22 protein-coding genes are annotated in these 20,988 nt (G+C 46.4%); 19 read left to right on the forward strand and 3 right to left on the reverse strand.

Going from position 1 to position 20,988, the window contains the following annotated elements:
* Positions 1-2: 2 nt before the first annotated feature.
* Genes U5J89_RS14660 through U5J89_RS14690 form a run of 7 tightly spaced genes read left to right on the forward strand, consistent with a single transcriptional unit; the run spans position 3 to position 7,603 of the window.
* The gene (locus U5J89_RS14660; protein WP_322576436.1) at positions 3-1,121 is read left to right on the forward strand and encodes a hypothetical protein; all 1,119 of its coding nucleotides are present in this window, start codon (positions 3-5) and stop codon (positions 1,119-1,121) included.
* Between the two features lie 19 nt (positions 1,122-1,140).
* On the forward strand, positions 1,141-2,034 hold the full coding sequence (locus U5J89_RS14665) for a complex I subunit 1 family protein (protein ID WP_322576395.1): 894 nt from the start codon (positions 1,141-1,143) through the stop codon (positions 2,032-2,034).
* Complete coding sequence (locus U5J89_RS14670; RefSeq protein ID WP_322576396.1) at positions 2,031-2,546, forward strand: NADH-quinone oxidoreductase subunit J; 516 nt, start codon at positions 2,031-2,033, stop codon at positions 2,544-2,546. The genes U5J89_RS14665 and U5J89_RS14670 overlap by 4 nt, the downstream gene beginning before the upstream one ends.
* Positions 2,547-2,553: 7 nt before the next feature.
* Positions 2,554-2,862 (forward strand): NADH-quinone oxidoreductase subunit NuoK, encoded by a 309-nt coding sequence (nuoK, locus tag U5J89_RS14675; protein ID WP_322576397.1) that lies wholly within the window; start codon positions 2,554-2,556, stop codon positions 2,860-2,862.
* Between the two features lie 5 nt (positions 2,863-2,867).
* On the forward strand, positions 2,868-4,754 hold the full coding sequence (locus U5J89_RS14680; RefSeq protein ID WP_322576398.1) for an NADH-quinone oxidoreductase subunit L: 1,887 nt from the start codon (positions 2,868-2,870) through the stop codon (positions 4,752-4,754).
* Positions 4,755-4,757: 3 nt separating this feature from the next.
* On the forward strand, positions 4,758-6,236 hold the full coding sequence (locus U5J89_RS14685; RefSeq protein WP_322576399.1) for an NADH-quinone oxidoreductase subunit M: 1,479 nt from the start codon (positions 4,758-4,760) through the stop codon (positions 6,234-6,236).
* Complete coding sequence (locus U5J89_RS14690; RefSeq protein ID WP_322576400.1) at positions 6,134-7,603, forward strand: NADH-quinone oxidoreductase subunit N; 1,470 nt, start codon at positions 6,134-6,136, stop codon at positions 7,601-7,603. Before U5J89_RS14685 ends, U5J89_RS14690 begins: the two co-directional genes overlap by 103 nt.
* 27 nt (positions 7,604-7,630) lie before the next feature.
* Here U5J89_RS14690 and U5J89_RS14695 read toward each other — a convergent pair whose 3' ends face one another.
* On the reverse strand, positions 7,631-7,774 hold the full coding sequence (locus U5J89_RS14695; RefSeq protein WP_322576401.1) for a hypothetical protein: 144 nt from the start codon (positions 7,772-7,774) through the stop codon (positions 7,631-7,633).
* A gap of 57 nt (positions 7,775-7,831) precedes the next feature.
* Here U5J89_RS14695 and U5J89_RS14700 point away from each other — a divergent pair, with 57 nt between their 5' ends.
* The 4 genes from U5J89_RS14700 (at position 7,832) to U5J89_RS14715 (ending at position 11,578) form a co-directional block, all read left to right on the forward strand.
* Positions 7,832-8,638, forward strand: a complete 807-nt coding sequence (locus tag U5J89_RS14700; RefSeq protein ID WP_416208547.1) for a potassium channel family protein — start codon at positions 7,832-7,834, stop codon at positions 8,636-8,638.
* Between the two features lie 24 nt (positions 8,639-8,662).
* Positions 8,663-9,361: a hypothetical protein gene (locus U5J89_RS14705; RefSeq protein WP_322576403.1), complete on the forward strand. Its 699-nt coding sequence runs from the start codon at positions 8,663-8,665 to the stop codon at positions 9,359-9,361.
* A 163-nt stretch (positions 9,362-9,524) separates the two neighbouring features.
* Positions 9,525-10,817: a hypothetical protein gene (locus tag U5J89_RS14710; RefSeq protein WP_322576404.1), complete on the forward strand. Its 1,293-nt coding sequence runs from the start codon at positions 9,525-9,527 to the stop codon at positions 10,815-10,817.
* 122 nt (positions 10,818-10,939) lie between these two features.
* Positions 10,940-11,578 (forward strand): class I SAM-dependent methyltransferase, encoded by a 639-nt coding sequence (locus tag U5J89_RS14715; RefSeq protein WP_322576405.1) that lies wholly within the window; start codon positions 10,940-10,942, stop codon positions 11,576-11,578.
* Here the strand turns inward: U5J89_RS14715 and U5J89_RS14720 are convergent.
* Together U5J89_RS14720 and U5J89_RS14725 are read right to left on the reverse strand one after the other, a co-directional pair.
* Positions 11,575-13,008: a sensor histidine kinase gene (locus U5J89_RS14720; RefSeq protein ID WP_322576406.1), complete on the reverse strand. Its 1,434-nt coding sequence runs from the start codon at positions 13,006-13,008 to the stop codon at positions 11,575-11,577. The two genes, U5J89_RS14715 and U5J89_RS14720, sit on opposite strands and share 4 nt — an antisense overlap.
* A 5-nt stretch (positions 13,009-13,013) precedes the next feature.
* Positions 13,014-13,736, reverse strand: a complete 723-nt coding sequence (locus U5J89_RS14725) for a response regulator transcription factor (RefSeq protein WP_322576407.1) — start codon at positions 13,734-13,736, stop codon at positions 13,014-13,016.
* Positions 13,737-13,881: 145 nt separating this feature from the next.
* On the opposite strand from U5J89_RS14725, the gene U5J89_RS14730 reads away from it, so the two are divergent.
* From U5J89_RS14730 to U5J89_RS14765, 8 genes are all read left to right on the forward strand, one after another.
* Complete coding sequence (locus tag U5J89_RS14730; RefSeq protein WP_322576408.1) at positions 13,882-15,702, forward strand: copper resistance system multicopper oxidase; 1,821 nt, start codon at positions 13,882-13,884, stop codon at positions 15,700-15,702.
* A gap of 77 nt (positions 15,703-15,779) precedes the next feature.
* Positions 15,780-16,493: a copper resistance protein B gene (locus tag U5J89_RS14735; protein ID WP_322576409.1), complete on the forward strand. Its 714-nt coding sequence runs from the start codon at positions 15,780-15,782 to the stop codon at positions 16,491-16,493.
* Positions 16,494-16,540: 47 nt separating this feature from the next.
* Entirely contained in the window at positions 16,541-16,762 is a 222-nt protein-coding gene (locus U5J89_RS14740) for an SHOCT domain-containing protein (protein ID WP_322576410.1), read from the forward strand.
* Between the two features lie 61 nt (positions 16,763-16,823).
* Complete coding sequence (locus U5J89_RS14745) at positions 16,824-17,261, forward strand: hypothetical protein (RefSeq protein WP_322576411.1); 438 nt, start codon at positions 16,824-16,826, stop codon at positions 17,259-17,261.
* Between the two features lie 10 nt (positions 17,262-17,271).
* Positions 17,272-18,732: a multicopper oxidase family protein gene (locus tag U5J89_RS14750; protein WP_322576412.1), complete on the forward strand. Its 1,461-nt coding sequence runs from the start codon at positions 17,272-17,274 to the stop codon at positions 18,730-18,732.
* Between the two features lie 11 nt (positions 18,733-18,743).
* Positions 18,744-19,829 carry a DUF2231 domain-containing protein gene (locus tag U5J89_RS14755; protein ID WP_322576413.1) on the forward strand — a complete coding sequence of 362 codons (1,086 nt, stop codon included), beginning with the start codon at positions 18,744-18,746 and terminating at the stop codon, positions 19,827-19,829.
* 24 nt (positions 19,830-19,853) lie between these two features.
* Positions 19,854-20,342, forward strand: a complete 489-nt coding sequence (locus tag U5J89_RS14760) for a YybH family protein (RefSeq protein WP_322576414.1) — start codon at positions 19,854-19,856, stop codon at positions 20,340-20,342.
* Between the two features lie 162 nt (positions 20,343-20,504).
* Positions 20,505-20,948, forward strand: a complete 444-nt coding sequence (locus tag U5J89_RS14765) for a nuclear transport factor 2 family protein (protein WP_322576415.1) — start codon at positions 20,505-20,507, stop codon at positions 20,946-20,948.
* Positions 20,949-20,988 lie beyond the last annotated feature (40 nt).

Here is a 20,988-nt window from a genome sequence, read left to right on the forward strand (position 1 = left end):
CAGTGGAGGCGGCGGCACTGGAAAAGGAACGAATTGTGAGTCATTTGAGCTGGCTGGCGGATTTTGCCCTCTTGCTGGGCAGCAACTGGATGCGTGATCAAGCCATAAGGCATTTTTACAAATTCAGAAATAATACCGGTGATGAAAAGGCCCTGCTCAAATTCACAGACCGGATTAAAAACATACCTTATCTGAAGATCAAACTTTCTGCTGCCGGCAGCCCTGTCGAACATGATGAAGAGCACCGGCACCACCATAATCATGGAGGGCACGTCGGGCACGACCACTCCGAACACCAACATGGACACGGCGATCATAGAGGACATGATCATAACCACGGTCACGATCATTCCGAGCATAAACATGAAAATCATAGTTCGCACGGACACAACTATGGTGATCATGATCATGAGGAATATGAAAATCATGAAGGGCATGACCACACCGGGCACAAACACGACCACGACAGTCATGGGGGCCATGACCACCACGCCGGGCATGACCACGGAGACAACGAGCACCATCATGAGGAACACCAACACGGCAAATCCCATCAATCCAGGAGCGGACACAGTGCACATGAACCCGAATCGGGAGATCATGAACATCATGGGGGCCATGAAAGCCACGATCATTCGGGCGAAAGGGTTTCGGAGCCTCAGAACCTCAAACTGGAGGACTTTTCAGGTCCGGTAACACGAGCAGCGGGATTCTCAAAAGATCTCCGTACAGAAGAAGCTGTTTACCGGGAGGGCGGGTGGAAGCCAGTTACCACTGACGGAAACAATGCCTGGAGCCGGTTATTAGTTCGGCTCGGAGAAATAGAACAGAGCCTGCGGTTTATAGCGCATGCGGAAACAGTCACCGGAGAAGAAGCTTCTCCTGACGTCAGCATCCCCGCTACAGGTATGGGTAACGGTTCGGCATCCATAGAGAGCCCGCGCGGAGAACTTATACTGAAATTTCATATCCATGAAGGCAAGCTGGCGCACCTGAAGCTGGCCTCGTCTTCAGCGGCAATGGCCGCACTGGTAAACCCGATGACAAAACAGATGGAGCTGGCAGATGCACTCACAGCCGTGAGTTCGATGGATATTTTGCCGCAGGAATTAAACTATTAAACGGTAACGCACGAATGCAATGATAATTGGCATACTAATAACCCTGTTTTTTTTAGCCGGTATATATTTTGTGGCGGTATTGGAGCGCTGGTCGCTATCGGGCACCATGCAATGGTCAAGTCCGGTGCGCTCGTTATTGCGATTATTCATTCAGGAAGAGATCAAACCCCGGAAACACGATTCCATCTTTTTTGAAGCTGCTCCCGTATTTTTTATCGCCGTCATACTGTTAACAATCTCCATTCTCCCCTTCGGTGAAGGCCTGGTATTGATTGATCTTGGAACCGGAGCCCTTTTTATCAATGCGGCACTGGTGTACGTTATGGTATGTCTGCTGATGGCGGGCTGGAGTGTTAATGGCGTCTATGGCATGATTGGCGGATGGCGTGCTCTGGCGCAACTCATCGCTTACTCTATGACCGTAGTAATGGTATTGACGGCCACGGTTATGCGTGCCGAATCCATGTTCCTACCCGACATTATTGAGTCACAGCAATCGCTTTGGAATATATTGTATCAACCCATAGGATTTATTCTGTTTTACCTCTCGGCGATGGCCATAGCTTTTCTTCCACCCTTTGATCTTCCCACCGCCGAAAGTGAACTGGCAGGAGGAGTATGGGCCGATTTTACCGGGATTCGAAAACTGCTGTTTCGGCTGGGGCGACTAGCCCTGATACTTACCCTTTCGGTGGCAGTAGTCGTATTATATATGGGAGGTTGGCTGGGACCGTGGCTTCCCGGTTACGTCTGGATTTTTCTAAAAACATTGCTGGTAGCCGCTTCATTCTTTGCCGTTGGCCGATTTGTGCCCCGCATCCGGCAGGATCATCTGCTGGAATATCACTGGAAATTCGGCATCCCACTGGCTCTTTTTAACATATTTTTGGTGGGGGGGCTATTAATAATATGATATCTATTCAATTACTACTTCTTATTGTTCTCGGACTTGTGGCCATCTGGTTCGGGTGGCGTGTATTTATGACCAGCTCCATGGTACGCTCTGCACTTTCGCTTATGGCCTCCATGATAGCCATCGGCGGACTCTTTCTGGTGATGGAGGCCGAATTTTTAGGAGTGCTTCAAATTATGATGATGGGTACCGAAATGAGCATCATGGCTATTTTTATGATGATGTACATGATGGACCCCGGCGGGCTGGGAGAGATGGACATGTCGCACCAAAAAAATCTTTCAATCACGGGAGCCGTGATTATTTCATTGCTGATAGGCGGAGCGACATTGATTATAGACTGGGGACCGATAGCGGTTAACATTCCCGGTCCTCATGAACAAAACCGCCTGCTGGGCCTCGAAATTTTGGAACGCTCCATGATGATTTTTGAAACGGCCGGTTTTACCATCCTTACGGGTATGATTGCGGCTATTGCTGTTGCATTGTCTGTTAAAAACAAACGAAATTAGAAGAATTATGGAATTACTGCTTACGGCTCTGGCTATCGGATTGGTACTATTCGGAATTGGTTTATATGGCGCACTCAGTCAAACTAATTTGGTGATGATTATGATGGGAATTGAACTGATGTTGGGGGCAGCCATGATCAACCTGGTTGCTTTTTGGCGGTACCTGCATCCCGAATCGTTTTCCATTCAAATGTTTGTTCTGGTTGCCATGACGGTTATGGCCCTGGAGGGTGCGGTGGGCTTTGCTATTGCTACCCAGCGGTTTCGCACTTCCGGTACCGTAGAAATGGAAGAATCAGCAGATCTAAAAGGATAATATCTATGACGGCATTGCTACTTACCATATTAGCTCCTCTGGCAGCCAGCCTGCTTATTCTAATCCTGCGAAAAAAAATGGGATATATCGCAACGGTTGGAGCTCTTATTTCAGTGACCGGTTCCATATTGCTTTATCTGTCAACGATGGAAGGTACAATAATTGAATTACGGTTTGCCGGTCTGCCTGAGATGCCCTTTCGCCTGCATGCCACAGCCATGACGGCCACCCTGTCATCCGTCGTTTCTGTGATCACCACCTTTATATTTATCTACGCCATCGGGTATATGGCGGAACAGGAAGGCCGGTTAAGATTCTGGTCCGGAATTACTCTGTTTTTGGGGGCCATGCAGCTTCTCGTGTTGTCCGGAGACTGGATTCTTTTTGTGATTGCCTGGGAAATTATGGGTTTTGCTTCTTACCTGTTAATTGGAACTTGGTACCGGAAAAAAGAAGCAAGCGATGCTGCCAACAAAGCTTTTATTATGAACCGTGTAGCCGACCTCGGGCTGTATATTGGCGTCTTTGCCATTATCCTTACCGGTGGGTCCAGCCAAATCTCAACCGAACCATTGCAAGTTATTTCAACCTTTGGTGCAATGGCTCTTTTGCTAGCGGTAATGGGCAAATCGGCCCAGGTTCCTTTCCAAAGCTGGCTTTCTTCGGCCATGGCGGGCCCCACACCTGTGTCGGCTCTGCTGCACTCAGCCACTATGGTAGCCGCGGGAATCATTCTTCTGCTCAAGGCTTTTCCTTTATTTTCACCTGCAGCGCTGATCTGGATCGGCAGCCTTGGAGGCCTCACTATCCTGCTGACCGGTGCTACAGCCATCTTTTCTGAAGACATCAAACGCATGCTGGCTGCATCAACCTCCAGTCAGCTCGGATTCATGGTACTGGCCGTAGGTGCCGGGTTTCCCGGTGCGGCCCTTGCCCATCTGGTGGCCCATGCTTTCATGAAAAGCAGCTTGTTTCTGGGCGCCGGTATCTTTCAGCATCAAGCCGGATCTACCGAGTATAAACAACTGCAAGGATTGGGTAGAAAAATGAAATGGAGCTTTGCGGGGTTTGCCCTGGCCGGCCTTGCACTGGCCGGAATTCCCCCGTTCGTCGGATTCTGGTCGAAAGATGCCATCCTTGCTGCGGGATTGCTGAGTGAACCCGCCGGATGGTATTTCACGGCAGCCCTTGCCGGAGCCTTTTTCACAGCCGTGTACATGGGCAGGGCTTTTGGCATTCTGTGGAAAGGAGACTCCATGCAAAAAATAGAAGCACATCATTCGGCTTGGATGCTGACCGGCCTGCTGGTTCTTGTGGCGGTCGTAATCTCCGGGGGGTTCTATTTAGAGCCGATGGTGGCCGCTGCCGGCTTCGACATTCCGAAAGCATCTCTGGCTGTAATCTCCGGATTGGCCGCCGCCGCTGCAGGATTAACTGCCGGCTGGTTTGTCACGGCCCCATCTTTTCAGCACCGGTTATGGACATTCATTCAGGAAAATTATCCGGTATTCGGAGGATATAACCAAGTAGTAGATAAGCCGATGAACGCATCGGCGAATATACTTAATACCGTTGAAGTAGCCTTGCTTCAGTCGGTTTTCGGCATCGGAAATCTGTTTCTGGCATTGGCCAGCTGGCTGTCGGAGACTCTCGACCACTCCGTGGCGTACCTGGTTGACCGATTCGGAATTCTTAACCTGGACATTGCCCGCCTGACACAGCTATCGGACGACAAAGGCATTGTGGAATGGATTGCCGGTCTCGTCGATTGGGTACAGCAACTGGGGAATTATGGACGCAGTATTCAATCCGGTCTGATACACCGCGAACTCGCATGGTCGGTCTTTGGAATGGGCCTTGCATTAATCATTTTAATACTAACCAATTTGTAAACCATGGATTTATCAGCTATACCACTTCTTTCCATTACCACTTTTTTACCAATCCTCGGTGCTATATTTCTGTTGTTATTGCGGCCGGAAAAAACCAAAACCGCCTACGCCATTGGCATTACAACCACCGCACTTACTTTGCTGAGTGCTATTTTGATCTGGGTTCGCGGAATCGGTCCGGGCATTTCTCAGGTAGAGGAATTCAGTTGGATTCCCTCCATTGACATTGCCTACCGGCTCGGTGTAGATGGAATAAGTTATCCGCTGGTATTGCTTACCGCCGTTCTTTTTCTGACCTCGCTGATTTTTTCTTCAAAAATAAAAGATAACGCCAATATCTTTATAGAGCTGGTGTTGCTGCTTGAAACCGCTTGTCTTGGCGTCTTTCTGTCGCTTGACCTGTTTCTGTTCTATGTATTTTTTGAAATTACGCTGGTAGGAATGTATTTCATTATTGCCAAATGGGGCCATGAGCATCGCAGAAAAGCCGCGCTCACCTTTTTCATCTACACCTTGGTAGGCAGCCTGTTCCTGCTGCTGGCATTTCTGGGATTGTACCTGTTTTCTTCCCCCAACACCTTTGACATGCAGCAACTGATCGCCAATCCTCAGATTACAGGAATGGCGGCAACACTCACGTTTTGGGGATTATTTATTGCGTTTGCTATAAAAACACCGCTTTTCCCATTCCACACCTGGCTTCCGTTAGCCCATACCGAAGCCCCTGCGGCCGGCAGCGCCATTCTGGCCGGAGTACTGCTGAAACTGGGTACCTATGGTTTTATCCGATTCCCGTTACAGATGACCCCGGATGCCTTCCGCGAATTTGCACCTTATATTATTGTAATAGCAGTTATCACAGCCCTCTACGGAGCCTTTGTTGCCCTGGCGCAAACCGATATAAAACGGATGGTAGCCTATACCAGTGTTAACCACATGGGTTACCTGGTATTCGGTGTGGCAATTGCCGCAGCAACAACCACCGCCAGCGGTATGATTGCACTTGACGGGGCCGTGCTCCAGATGATAAGCCACGGGGTGGTGACCGGCGTGCTTTTCTTATTAGTGGGAGCCCTTCAGGACCGTACAAAAACTCGTGATATGGATCAGATGAGCGGCTTGTTAAGGGCCTATCCGTTACTGAGTGGTATGTTTATTGTCGCTGCATTTGCCTCTCTGGGGCTTCCGGGTCTCGCACACTTTCCCGCCGAGTTTCAAATATTCCTGGGAGGCTTCGATGTATATCCGGTTGCGGTTGGATTCATTATTATCGGCCTGCCCCTGACTACGGCTCTGTATCTTAGGGCTATTCAGAAAGTTTTTCTGGGGACGCTGCCGAAAGCGTATACTCCGCAGCCCGATCTTGACAGGCGCGAACTTTGGGCTATTGTTCCGCTGATAGCGGCAACAGTGATTATCGGCGTCTATCCCGATTCGCTGCTCTCTATCATACATGCAACCACCAAACTATTCGGATTATGAGCCAGATGGCAATGGATTTGATCGCAATTGCACCGCTGCTCATTGTTGCCGCTACCGCCGTAGTAGTGTTATGCATGGAGATGGCCCGGCTGCCGCGGCCTGGGGTATGGATGTTGACCATCGGTATGACTATCGCCACGGGTACGGCCATTTCTATGCTGGGAACCGACACTACCGCATTTTCACAAACTTTTCGGGTCGATGCCCTGAGTCTGTGGGCCGTCGTCATTTTGGCTCCGGCTACCATACTATTTGCGCTGATGGGCCGGGCGGAATTAAAAAATACACCAAGGGAAGGTACGGTGTACAGCTTGATGGTATTTGGTGCACTTGGTGCCATGATTTTGGCCGGAAGCGGTGATCTCATGTTTATTGTACTGGGGTTGCTGATCGGTACGCTATCCGGAACGGCTATGGCGGCACATCCCCGCGATACCTTCTCCAGCGAGGGGGCGATGAAATATTTTATTTACGGATCGGTGGCCGGAGCGATCATGCTGTTCGGTATCACGTTTTGGGTGGGGCTGACGGGAACTACTCTTATATCGGGGCTAAGTAATCCCGGTTTGTCTTCCTCGGTGGTTCTGATCGGATTCATAAGTTTAATAATGGGACTCGGCTATGCGGCTTCCCTGTTTCCCGTCCACTTCTGGACTCCGGATACCTTCGAAGGTGCTCCGGTATCCGTAGCGGCGTATTTGTCAGTCATCCCTAAAATAGGAGCCCTGTTTGCTTTGACCCAGGTCGTACGCGATTTGCCTGTTTCGGTAGTAGATTGGCCCTTGATACTGGCTGTAATTGCCGCCCTGTCGATGACCTACGGAAATGTTGTTGCGCTGTGGCAGGACAACGTGGTACGGCTGCTGGCCTACTCCACCATCGCCCAATCGGGATACTACCTGTTAGGGGTTATAGGGTTTGGCCAAAGTACGCTGGCCCTGGATTCTCTCGTAGTTTTCGGAGTTGCCTACATGCTTATGAACACCGGGGCGTTTGCTATCACCTTGGCAGAAGGTACGAAACTGGATGATTTTAAAAACATTGGCAGATGGCGTCCCTGGCCGGCTGTGGGCATGACGGTTTTCCTGTTATCCCTGGTGGGTATGCCGCCGCTTGCCGGATTTGCAGGAAAATTTCTGCTCTTTGGTACCGCCATACAAACTGGCTACACCTGGCTGGCCGTTATCGCCATCCTGAACAGTGCTATTTCCCTTGCGGTATATATGCGAATCGTCGTACCGATGTTTTTTCACGAATCCGAAACAAAAGAGCCGCTCTCCTACGCCCCGGGAACCTCGATAGTCTGGATAAGCACCTTCGTCTTGACAATTTTTGTGGGTATCGGCGTGCAGTGGTTTCTGAATTAAAGTTGATTTAATTAAAACATGAACATATTATACCTGCTTTCCGGAATACTGGTTCTCATTGCCATAGGTGTTGACTTTTTCTATACCACCCTTTCCTTTAACGGTGCAGGTCATCTCACCCGGATTACAAACCGGGCCTTGTCCGGCCTGTTTCTTTTTTTGAACCGGCATATCCCTAACCGTAGAGCGTTAAAATTTTCAGGAGTAACACATATTTTATGCCTGATCGTGTTATGGATTGGTTCCCTGTGGTTCGGTTTTTTTCTACTGCTTATGAGTACTCCAGCTTCCGTAGTTGAGGCAGGAACCGGCACAGCCGCAGGTGCTTTTACCAAACTGTACTTCAGCGGTTACACCTTATCCACTCTCGGCATGGGCGACTACATTCCCGGTACAAAAGCGTGGCAGGTTGTTACTTCCGTTTTTTCCTTTGCCGGATTTATCTTTATCACCACGGCTATGACCTACCTGATGAGCCTCACAAACGCGGTTACACACAAGAAAAAACTCGCTCTATTCATATCCAATTTGGGAGATTCGCCTGAAGAGATCGTTCTGAATTCCTATCTTGGCCGGAAGCCAGCATTACTTATGGACCGTATTCCCGTGCTGCAGGATATGATTAACAGCCACAATCAAAATCATTTTGCCCATCCCGCCGTGCATTATTTCCACAGCTCTGCCAAAAAAGAATCTTTTTCCATAAATTTGGCCAACCTGAATGAAGCCATTATAATCATTACATATTTCATAAAATACGATAGCGCGGTTGAAAAGGAACTCCGTCTTTTACAGGATGCGATTGCAAAATTTTTGGTTACTGCAAGCCATCATTATAAGCCCATAACGAAAACAGCTTTGCGCGATACGCCGGCCCTGGAATCTTTGGGAAGGCAGGGTATTCCGACGATCGACGAGCCCATTCTATCATCTGCCGACTGGCAAAACATAGAACGGCGAAGGGCACAATTGACCGGACTTTTACAAAGCAACGGCTGGAATTGGCAGCATATTTTTGCTAAACCTCAATCTTAATATTCATAAGAGAATACAAACCTGATGCGTCAAATATTTATTTTTATCAGCTTTTTAATGGGAACCGGCCTTTTCGTTATTGGCCCGCTGCACGCCCAACAATCCAGAGAGATGCTGCTGTTTGAAATCGAGGACAACCGGTACCAAAAGTGCAACTACAACAAAGAGGGAGAGGTGCAATCCTTTGAAAAATTTATTGTCGGTTCCATTGAAGAAAATGCCAATACCTATCGTCTTCAGGTGGAACTGTATTCATACAATGCGGAGGGACAACTCAAAGACAGCACCCGAACCATCTACACATGCCAGCCTGAAGAACGGAGCGTATTGTTGAATATATTCCCGTTTACCGACTATGGAAAAGGGAGTGAAATCAAAGTGAATGTGGAGGACGATAAAGCTTTTTATCCTGTTAATCCTGAAACCGGCTGGGAGATGAAACCGATAGAATTTTCGTTGAAAATCGATAAAGGACTGGTCGGGTTTTTGGGAGGCAACAGCAAAATTACCATCTCCGACCGTCAGGTGGCAGCCAACGATACCCTGCAGGCCGGGCAGTACCAAATCAATTCAACCGTAGAACTCGGTGTCTATGTGGTGGGCATCAAAGTGAAAGGATTCGGGTATCGCATTGCCGAGATCGTTGATAAAGACTTGGGTATTATCTGGCAAAAATTTACCAGTATCGATGATGGTAGTTATTTTGTGATCCGTTTGCTTTGAGATTTTTTTCTGATTTAAGGTTCCTTTAAGGATCAGGGTCTTACCATTGAGTATAAATTCCTAATACCAATTGTTTTACATACACCGGTATTGATTTTATCACAGACAAAAATTTAACTCAAAACCCTGTTTTAAAATATAAAAACCATTAAAGGACACCATTATGAAACTCCCAATCAAACATTTTACACTTATACTTATCGCCTTCTCCATATCGGCGGGAAGTGCATTTGCCCAACAATTTACGCGGGATCTGCAATATTTTAGATATTCAGATCAACGTGGACTCAATCAATTTGAAGCACCGTTTGAAACTGACTTCAAATTTGATGGCCTCAAAATTCGGATAGGCGGAGCAAATACAATTCAATTCCAGGGACTGCGAAATGATAATGCCGCAGGTTCACTTACCGACTTGGAATCTAATTTTAACTTAGCTACGTCTAACCTGGATCTTGATGCTGTATTAGCCAATGGCGTACGCATGCATCTGCGCACATACCTTTCTTCACAAAATCATAATGAAGCGTACGTCAAAGGCGGCTACCTGCAAATCGATCGGCTTGACTTTATACAGGAAGGATTGTTTGACGGAATGATGGATAAAGTGCGTTTTAAAGTTGGACATATGGAACTGAACTATGGCGACAACCATTTCAGGAGAACCGATAACGCTCAGGCTATTTATAATCCGTTTGTTGGTAACTACATTATGGATTCTTTTACCACTGAAGTAGCCGGTGAAGTATATTATTTTAATGAAGGATTGCTTGCCATGGTTGGAATCAGCAATGGCAAACTGAATCAAAGCGTTACTGATGCCGACGGTAATGGTTTTAAAACTAAGCCCTCTGTTTACGGGAAGCTCGGCTATGATAAGCAGGTCAATGAAGATCTACGAGTACGATTGACCGGATCTATTTTAAATATTACACAGTCGGCATCCATATACCTGTATTCGGGCGACCGGGCTGGTTCTCGCTATTATGATGTAATTACACCAGGCAACTTCCGTGCGGGTCGCTTCTCTCCTAGCTTCACTCCTGGATTTGGCCAGCCTGCGGCCCCAGGTGAAATGACTGCACTCATGATCAACCCCTTCATTAAATTTCAAGGGCTTGAATTCTACGGAGTATTTGAAAACACCTCCGGCAAGTTAAAATCGGCACCCGATCGCCGCACCTTTAACCAGTATGGAGCGGAACTTCTTTATCGGTTTGGCACCAATGAAGATATTTATATCGGCGGCCGATATAATTTGGTCGACGGAAAGACAACCAATGGCGACATCGAGATTGACCGTTTCAATATCGGAGGCGGTTGGTTCCTGACCAAAAATGTGCTGGCCAAACTGGAGTATGTAACCCAGAACTATAGCGGAGATGGGTATGCTGGTAGTCCATATGAAGGAGCTGAATTCAACGGTGTTATGATTGAAGCCGTCATAAGTTTTTAAAAACAGTACAGAATTTATCACCTGTATGGTGCAGTTCAAAACTGCACCATACATTATATTTTGGACTTAAGACAATAATCAATATTGCATATAGACCATACTCTGAAAGATTGAGTCCTGCTATGAACCCTAATTCCCCCCAAACCGAATTTACCAGAAAACGATATAACACCACTTCTGTGATTTATGATCTGATGGAATGGCCCATCGAACAAATATGGTACCGAAAATGGCGTAGACAGTTATGGAATCATGTTAAAGAACCCAAGGTATTGGAAATTGGTGTGGGTACTGGGAAGAACATCCCCTTTTATCCAAAAGGCGCTCATATTACCGGAATTGATTTATCTGAAGGGATGCTCAAACGGGCAAAGAGGACCTTGGAGAACCGAGAGAAGGATCGTGTTACCCTACATGAGATGGATGCCCAGCAGTTGGGATTTCCTGATGATACCTTCGATGAAGTAGTGGCTACGTTTGTATTTTGTTCGGTTCCTGACCCCGTACTCGGTCTTCGGGAGGCCTTGCGAGTAACTAAGCCCAATGGCAAACTCTATATGTTGGAACACATGCGATCAAAAAACAAGCACTTTGCTTCCGTCATGAAAAAACTTGACAGCCCTATTCATTACCTGAGTGGTGTTCACATTGCCAGGAAAACAGTAGAAAATGTAGAAAAAGCGGGCTGGACAATTAATATGATCAATGATTTAGCCGCAGGCGATATTTTTAAAATGATTGCAGCTACTAAATCTACTTAATTTTTTTGTTCGTCAACCAACGGCAACTCCACTACAAATGTACTACCCTTGCCGGGACCTTCGCTATATGCTCTGATTTTACCACCATATAGATTGATGATTGCTTTGACAAGTGGAAGGCCCAAACCACTACCCGGTTGATCCTGTACTTCCAGTTGCGTGGCCCGGTAAAATCGTTCAAAAAGGTGGTCTCTTGTGTCATTATCAAAACCGATTCCGCTGTCACTGAGATGAAGTACGGCTTTGCTGCTTGATCGCTTTAGTTCCAGATGTACGGTGCCACCTATAGGAGTATATTTCAGGGCATTTTCCAACAAATTATTTATTACCTCTTCAATGTATGCTCCATGGGCGAAAATATACAATTCTGCCTCAATATTTTCTTTAAGATCAATTTTTTTGTCTTGATAAACCTTTTTGTATTTCTCAGCTATAAGACTCGCTATGCGACTGAAATTGACGACTTCCGGCTGGGAACGATGTACCGATTCAACCCTTGAAAGCTGTAAAAGCAGATGCACCATTTCGCTCATTCGTTTTACTTCTACTAACATGCGTTCCAGGGTCTCCCGATATTCTTCATTGGACCGGGGTTTCCGAAGCATAATTTCCGCCTCACTTTGGAGAGAGGAGAGTGGGGTCATAAGTTCGTGAGAGGCATCAGAAGTAAACCGTTTTTCCCGCTCAAACCCCTTTTGTAGGCGATTGAGCATCATATTGAAGGTTTCAGCCAGGTCAGTCAATTCATCTCTTACCTGATAATTGACAGGGATTCGCTTGTCAAGATCGGTGGCGGTGATTGATTTGGCCGCTTCAATAATGGAAGCTACCGGTGATAAAGCTCTTCTTGAAAGCCAATATCCACCGAGAATCGAAAAAGCCACACTTATCGCTATGAGTACAAATAAATACTGTTTGAAGCGGTTTAATTCTTCATGGAGCGTCCATTCAAAACCAGTGAGCTCCAGCCAGCCGCATAATTTTCCCTGACTGTCCTTTATAGGGTAGTAAAGTGTACGAGCAGGCAGCGACTGCCACTGGCTGCTATAAGAATTTTCCTGTACATCGTCGGGGATTTGATTTTCAAGCGGTTCTTCAACATCGGAAAAGTTCGGACTTCTATACATGAGGTTACCTTTTTGATCAAATAAACGTACAAAGGTACCATACTCTACCCCGCTCTTAAGCGCTCCGTTTCTGCTATAACCGGTCAGATCTATCGACAGGGAATCTTCCGTTTGGATATATGAAAGTAGCTGTTCAGCTTCAAAACGAAGATGACGATCATAATTGTGATGGATGGATTGATGGAATGTCTCATATAAAAAATAGCCGAACAGGCTGAGCATCAAAAAGAGGCTCACCCCATACCAAAAAGCGAGTTTCTTTGAAATGGATAGCCGGTTGAAAAATGAAGTTAATTTACCCAATGTATTTATTCGCCCTCTTTAATTAGACTGCTGTTTAGTCGATAGCCGGCACCACGAATTGTTTCAATAATGTGAGAATGATCGTCTAAATAAACCTTTTCGCATTCATCAAATGATTCTGCCAGTTTTTGCCGCAGCGTAGAAATGGTGGCCTCAATCGTATTATCACTAACGTAATATGCGGATCCCCAAACCCGCTCGGCAATTTGGGTTTTTGAAAATACCGTTTCTGGTTCGTTAAGCAGTATTTCCAACAGCGTAAATTCCTTGGGTCGCAACGTTCGCTCTATCCCGCATATTATAACCTTATGTTTGCGCGTGTCCAATTCTATAGGGCCAACTTTTTTTGTCTCCGAATGGGTGATATCAGAAGAACGCCTGCTTAAAGCTCGTATGCGGGCCAGCAGTTCCTCGAATGAAAAGGGCTTGCTCATGTAATCATCCGCCCCGGCATCCAGTCCTGATATTTTGTGATCCAAATCCCCCATCGCCGTTAGCATCAACACTGGAAAATTTCGTTCCTCTTTCCGCCAGCGCTCTAATATCTCTTTTCCATCTCTTTTTGGTAAACGCCAGTCCAGTACTACCAAGTCGTAATCGTTGACAATTCCCTCAAGCTCTGCTTCTTCTCCATCGTGAATAACTTCAACTACGTACCCCTCTTCTTCAAGACCCCGTTTCAGAGAATTTGCAAGCTGCTTTTCATCTTCTACTAATAGTATCCACATAAAATTATAGATTGGTTTTATGAATTAACACCATCTAAGATAAAAGACGATGACGAATAATGTTTTAAGCTTTATTTAAGGTTCGCCTTTTATATTAGAGACTGCATTCAAAAAAATTATTTTACAATTATAAATATCAACCGCTATGAGGGAAAAAGAAAACAAGATATCTCGCCGTACTTTTTTACGCTATACGGCCGCAATGGGCACCATGGCCGGGGTAAGTTCTCTGCTGCCGGCATACGCCTTTTCTGGCTTCAAAAAAAGGGATGTGCTGACTCCACAAGGGCCCGATAATGTAATCGATTTGACCATCAGCAAAATAACGATAACTATAGCTGGCAAAAAAACACAGGCTACCACCATCAACGGAACCGTTCCCGGCCCCCTTATTCGACTTAAAGAGGGGCAGGATATTACCCTCCGGGTTACCAACAATCTAGATGAGGATACTTCCATCCATTGGCATGGTATTCTGCTCCCCTTCCAAATGGATGGGGTACCGGGGGTAAGCTTCGACGGCATTAAACCCGGTGAAACGTTTGAGTATAAATATCCCGTGCGGCAAAGCGGTACCTACTGGTATCACAGCCACTCCGGACTACAGGAACAGCTCGGGCATTACGGACCTATGATTATTGATCCGGCTGACAATGATCCTGTGGAGTATGACCGGGAATATCCGGTTGTGCTCGGCGACTGGACCTTCGAAGACCCTTATGAAGTGCTTGAGAACCTGGTCAAGCAGGACGGCTATTACAACTTCCAGCAACGAACTATGGGAGAATTTCTCCGAGATGCAAGGAAAGACGGACTTGGAAGTGCACTTAAAAATTATGGGATGTTTGGTCAAATGCGGATGAGTGCGACCGACCTGCTGGATATCACAGGGGCCACTTACACTCACCTCATGAACGGTCGCGGGCCGGATTCCAACTGGACGGCTCTGTTCAAAAAAGGCGAAAAAGTACGCCTGCGGTTTATCAATGCCTCAGCAGGCACTACGGCTTTTGACGTTCGCATCCCCGGAATGAAAATGACGGTCGTTCAGACAGACGGACAAAATGTGGAACCTGTAGCGGTGGATGAATTTCGCATTGGAATCGCCGAAACCTACGATGTCATTGTGGAACCTAAAGAAGAAAAAGCATTCACTATTTTTGCGGAATCTCTTGACCGCAGCAGCTACGCACGTGGCACTCTTGCACCCCGCGAGGGCATGGAAGCCCCGGTGCCTGAACTGCGCCCGCGTCCGGTACGCAGCATGAAAGATATGGGCATGAAGATGGACATGGCCGGTATGGATATGGACGATGGCAACATGAAGATGGAAGGCATGGATCATGGAGAACACGGAAATATGAATATGGATCATGGAAACATGCAGATGCCTGCCAAAGCCGCCGATCCGGTCAAACACGGCTCGGATCGACACGGCATCAGCGCCGCAGCCATTGCCGACTACCAGTTCGACCGGCTGGACGAGCCGGGTATCGGCCTGGGCAACGACGGCCGTAAGGTGCTGGTATATCGCGACCTCAAAAGCCTGGATCCCAACACGGACGAGCGGGAACCTGGGCGCGAGGTAGAGCTACACCTAACCGGTAACATGGAGCGGTATATGTGGTCATTCGATGGGAAAGAGTTCTACGAAGTGGACGGTCCTATTGAGTTCAAACATAATGAACGGCTGCGGCTAATCCTGGTCAATGACACCATGATGGAGCACCCGATTCATCTGCATGGTATGTGGATGGAAATGGAAAACGGCAACGGGCAATACAATCCGCGTAAGCACACACTACTGGTGCAGCCCGGACAACGCATATCCGCCCGGGTTACCCCGCGCGACAAGGGTCGGTGGGCATTCCACTGTCACATTCTTTATCACATGGAGCGCGGCATGTTCCGCGTTGTACAGGTTGCTGACGAAAAGGGTGACATTTACGCAGAATCCAACTTATAAAATAACGAGTAAAAATTAAGTAAATAATTATGTTGCAGCGATTTAGAATCTTTTTTATAGCGGTTTTTTTAATAATTTTGGCGACTGGCAGCCAAGCCTTTGCACAAGAAAAGGCGCCTGAATTTAGCAATGACCTAATGATGGATAATGAAACCTACACCTTTTTTATAGCCGATCGCTTAGAGTACAGCTTTATCAGTGGACCCAACCCGTTGGTATGGGACGCTCAGGGCTATATCGGCAAGGACTTCAACAAGGTATGGTTTAAGGCCGAAGGTGAAGCATTGACTGTTGGAAAAGAGGCCGAAATGGAGTTTCAAGGGCTTTATAGTCGGGCTATCGACCCGTATTTTGATCTGCAGGCAGGTATCAGGTATGATCTTGCTTATAGCAGGAATTTCAATCAGTCAAGAGCATTTGGAGTTATCGGACTCCAGGGACTGGCGCCCTATTTCTTTGAAGTCGATGGCGCATTGTTTGTCAGTGAAGACGGCGATATATCAGCCAATTTTGAAGCGGAATACGACCTGTTGTTCACCCAGCGGCTGATCGGTCAACCCAGAATCGAAACCGCATTTGCTTTTCAGGAAGTTGAGCAGTGGAGCGTGGGTTCCGGATTTAACAACGTACAACTCGGTTTTCGGTTACGGTACGAAATAAAGCGGGAGTTTGCACCCTATGTGGGCATTTCCTGGAACCGAAAGTTGGGAGAAACGGCCGATTTTACGCGCCTCGAAGGAGGAGAAGTTGGAACGCTCGGCCTGGTAGGTGGCATTCGCATGTGGTTTTAATGCTTAACATTTGTTACCAAATAAACTAAAAATTTCAATATTACTTTATGCATGATTTTAATTTTTTTGGAGGTGGCTGGATGATGATTTTCTGGTGGTTCTTGATTATCGCGCTTATTGTAATCGTCGTTCGCGCACTGATGGGTTCAACTAAACAAAACGCCAACACGCCTGCGGAAACTCCTATGGATATTCTCAAGCGGCGATATGCCAACGGTGAAATTGACAAAGAGGAGTTTGAAAAGCGGAAGAAAGATCTGATTTCGTAAAGGAGTGAATATTCCAGGGATATAACACACTTTGTCAGTCTAAATTAAATGGATGTAGTACGTGAGTAATCTAACCAAACAAATCATTCTTTGGGCTTTTATCCTGCATACCGGGTGGGAATTTGGGCAATGCCTGTTTCTATACGATATGTGGGATTGGCCATTTTGGGAAGCAACCATTTGGATGTGGGGTGCTATTTTTGGGGATATCCTCATTGTATTGGCACTTTGGAAAATTACTTCAGTAGTCGTGCCTTTCATAAACTACTACAACCCGGATCGGAAAAGTTATTTTATTTTGATCCTCATCAGTTTTGCAGTAAGTATTTTACTGGAATGGATAGCAATTGCGCTCGATCTGTGGGAATATTCCGATGCAATGCCGGCAGTAACGGTATTCGGCTATGAGGTTGGACTTTCCCCGATAGTGCAAATTACATTACTTCCTGCAGCCAGTATTTATTTGGCTGATAGGTTTGAGATAAAATGGAAAAAATGAGTGACAGAATATGAAACGAAAAGAATTTATTAAACAAATCGGATTCAGTGCAGGTGCAGTAACTTTTTCTCCTCTTCTGGTATCTTGCCTTGATGTAAACTCAGTGCAGAATGGAGACTTTCAACTTCCGCTGGCCCTGCCTTCTGAGTTACCAGGAACCAATAGTACCCTGAATGCATCTCCTTCCAATATTCAAATTGGAGATTCATACTCGCTATCCGCTTTTCAGTTTAACAATAGCGTACCCAGTCCAACCATTCGAAAAAAGCGCGGAGATACAGTACGTATTCGCTTCGAAAACAATATCGGCCAGGAAAGCATCATCCATTGGCACGGGTTGATTGTCCCGCCCGATATGGACGGGCATCCAAAAGATGCTTTTACTGAAGGCAGTTATGACTACGAATATACTATCAATCAGCGAGCGGGCACCTATTGGTATCACCCGCATCCGCATCGGATTACCGGTCCGCAGGTGTACAAGGGCCTGGCAGGATTTTATCTTGTTGAAGATGAGGAAGAACAAGCCCTGAACTTACCTTCCGGCGACTATGAAATTCCTTTGGTAATACAGGACCGAAGAGTTAACGGCAGCGAGATCGTTTATAACCCCTCCATGCCGGATCGAATGATGAGCGGGTTTTTAGGGGATTTGATCCTGGTGAATGGAGTACCCACTCCTTTTCATGAGGTTGGCCCGGGTTACTATCGCCTGCGAATTCTTAACGGCTCCAACGCACGGATCTACAATCTCGCTTTTGAAAATGATGCTTCATTCACGGTCATTGGCACAGATAGTGGACTTCTTCCCAAGCCCATAGAAACCAACGAACTGCTTCTTGCACCCGGAGAACGTGCCGACATCCTTGTGGATTTTTCAAACGGGTTTAATGAAGAAAAAGTGCAGCTGATCAGCAAATCATTCGATATTCCATCCGGCGGGATGATGGGAATGCAAAATATGATGGGAAGGGGCTTTGAACAGGGAACAGGTTTCTCAATCATGGAATTTCGCATCACCAAATCCGACGCCAACACCTCATTTGAACTGCCCGAACAGCTTTCAGCGGTTGATTTTCCAAGTGAAGGTGATGCTACAACCACTCGCCAGATTCAGCTTGATATGCAAATGATGCAAGGTCACACCATCAACGGCCGTCAGTTTGAAATGGAACGGGTGGATGAACGAGTGAATCAGGGAGATACTGAAATTTGGGAATTCATCAATAACACCAATTTCCCCCATCCCATGCACGTCCACGCCGTTCACTTCAAGGTATTGGAGAGAAATGGCAATCGTGGATTATTACCAACTGAAACCGGGTGGAAAGATACCGTACTGGTGATGCCGGGTGAGCGTGTGAAAGTTATCATGAAGTTTGATGCCCCATTAGGCATGTATGTATTTCACTGCCATAACCTGGAGCATGAGGACGCCGGAATGATGGCGAACTTTCAAATAATAAATTAATCATAAAAAAAATGGAATCATTATTAGTACCCGATTGGGCTCCCAATATACACCCCTTAATTATCCACTTTCCCATCGCCATTATTTTGTTGGCGGTTTTAATGGATTTTCTAAACCTATTTCTACCCGACAAGTGGTGGGATGACTTAAAAACAACCATGCTTTATGGAATTGGTGCCATTGCTGCTATTGCCGCCTATTACACAGGAACTTGGGCGGCTGATAGCGTTTTCCTTCCATCCGAAGCGCAATCAGTCCTAAATAATCATGCCGACTGGGCGCTATGGACGGTATGGTTTTTCGGAATTTATGCAGCATTAAGAATTGCGATGCACTGGTATCAATTAATAGATCGAAAGGCAATGAAAATCGGACTGTTTGTGATTGCGTTGCCCGGGGTATTTTTACTCTATCAAACCGGTGATCACGGGGCGCAGTTGGTGTTTGGATATGGTGCCGGTACCGGTAACCTGCTACAACCGGAAGAGGAGGCGACACCGGCTTCAACCGACAGCTTGATCTCGGAGGCCCAATCTACCTTTATCGTGAAAGAAAACGGCGACTGGGCTTGGGATATAGGACCGAATGCGGTAAGTACCCATTTGGAGCGGTTTCATTGGGTGGAGGGATCGGTTCAGGATTTGCAGCCCGCTTCGGTCAAAAGCGGGGATACTCATCTGCTGCAGCTGTCCGGCAATGCCCTGAACAATTTTTTTGTGACGCACGACAGTTATCAAAACGTGCAGGTCGATTATTATATGGACCTATCTGGTTTTGAAGGGCAGGTTTCGCTGGTAAACCATGCACAGGATGCCCGGAACTACGATTTTGTAACCCTGTCTTCCGATGGCACTATATCCCAAGGGCGTGTTAGTAATGGGAACCAGGAAGTGTTTGGAAAAGAATCTTACTCAGCTTCTGGAATGCTTTTTATTCGCACCGTGGTGAACGACACTCACTTCCGAGCCTATATCAACAAAGAGATGGCCGTACACGGGCACGGAGATGCTCCGGAAGCTGGAAGTATAGGGCTCAAGTTGGAAGGTAGTGGTACCATCCAGATAAAGGAAATCAAACTTACTCAACTCAACAACTAACCTACAAAGACAACAAAAAAAGCAATGAAAATAGCAATATTAAGCCTCATCCTAATCTTAACAACTGGCTTGGTCTTCGGACAGCACAGCAATCATAAAAATCACGAAAACATGTCCGGATCGCCGGATACAGAAGCCGTAAAAGAAGTATTGAAAAGCTACAAGAATGCACTCGAAAGCCTGGATGTCAGCGGTACTCAAAAGCTTTTTGCAGAAAATGCCGCCATCTTTGAAAACGGCAAATACGAAGGTACCTACCAGGATTATCTCGATCATCATATAGGGCCTGAACTCGGCCATTTTAAAGAATTTACCTTTAGCGACTACAACGTCACTATTCGCATGGAAGGTGATATAGCCGTAGCCTACGAGACGTATAATTATAAGATCGTAACGGCTGGGGAAGAGTCCCGTACCATCGAACGACAGGGTGTGGCCACTTCCGTACTTAAGAAAATCAATGACAATTGGAAAATTATTCAAAACCACGGGTCATCGCGGGCTATACAGTAAAACCGGCCTGTTGATGCCCAGTTTATATGGGCTACCAACCGTAGGCCACAGTAATTCCTGCGGTTGTAACAAACAAATACATATAAAAGTCAACCAATTTTTATTATTCTGAAAACAAGCCTTTAATATGAAGTTCTAATTTCAACCCCATACCCGAGATTTATGAAAAACGTATATACAACCCTTTTTGTCGTATTAATCACCTTCGGTGTTGCCCATGGCCAGCAAACCGAAAAAGAATCGGTGCTTGAAACGCTCGACAACTTCAAACAGGCTATCGTCGATAATGACTCCGACAAGGCGCGGCAGTTGTTATCCGATTCGGTCAGAATTTTGGAAGGCGGCAATATTGAAACTAAGGAGGAATACCTCTCGCACCACTTTCATTCTGATGGAAAATTTCTAAGTTCCATGAAACGAGATATAGAGTCCCAAAACGTTTCTATTGAGGGCACCGTGGCTTGGGTTTCCACCAGGACACATGTCCGGGGCACCTACAATGAGCGGGAGTTAAACCTTAGCAGCCTTGAATTAGCTGTTTTGGAAAGAAAAAATGGTAGTTGGAAAATAACGGCGTTACACTGGTCCTCTGCCGGATTGAATTAAAAATAAAACCTATACATTTTTCGGAATATTGCATTTTTTT

Origin of the sequence: Fodinibius sp., from assembly GCF_034521915.1 — a bacterium.
Lineage (GTDB): Bacteria > Bacteroidota > Rhodothermia > Balneolales > Balneolaceae > Fodinibius.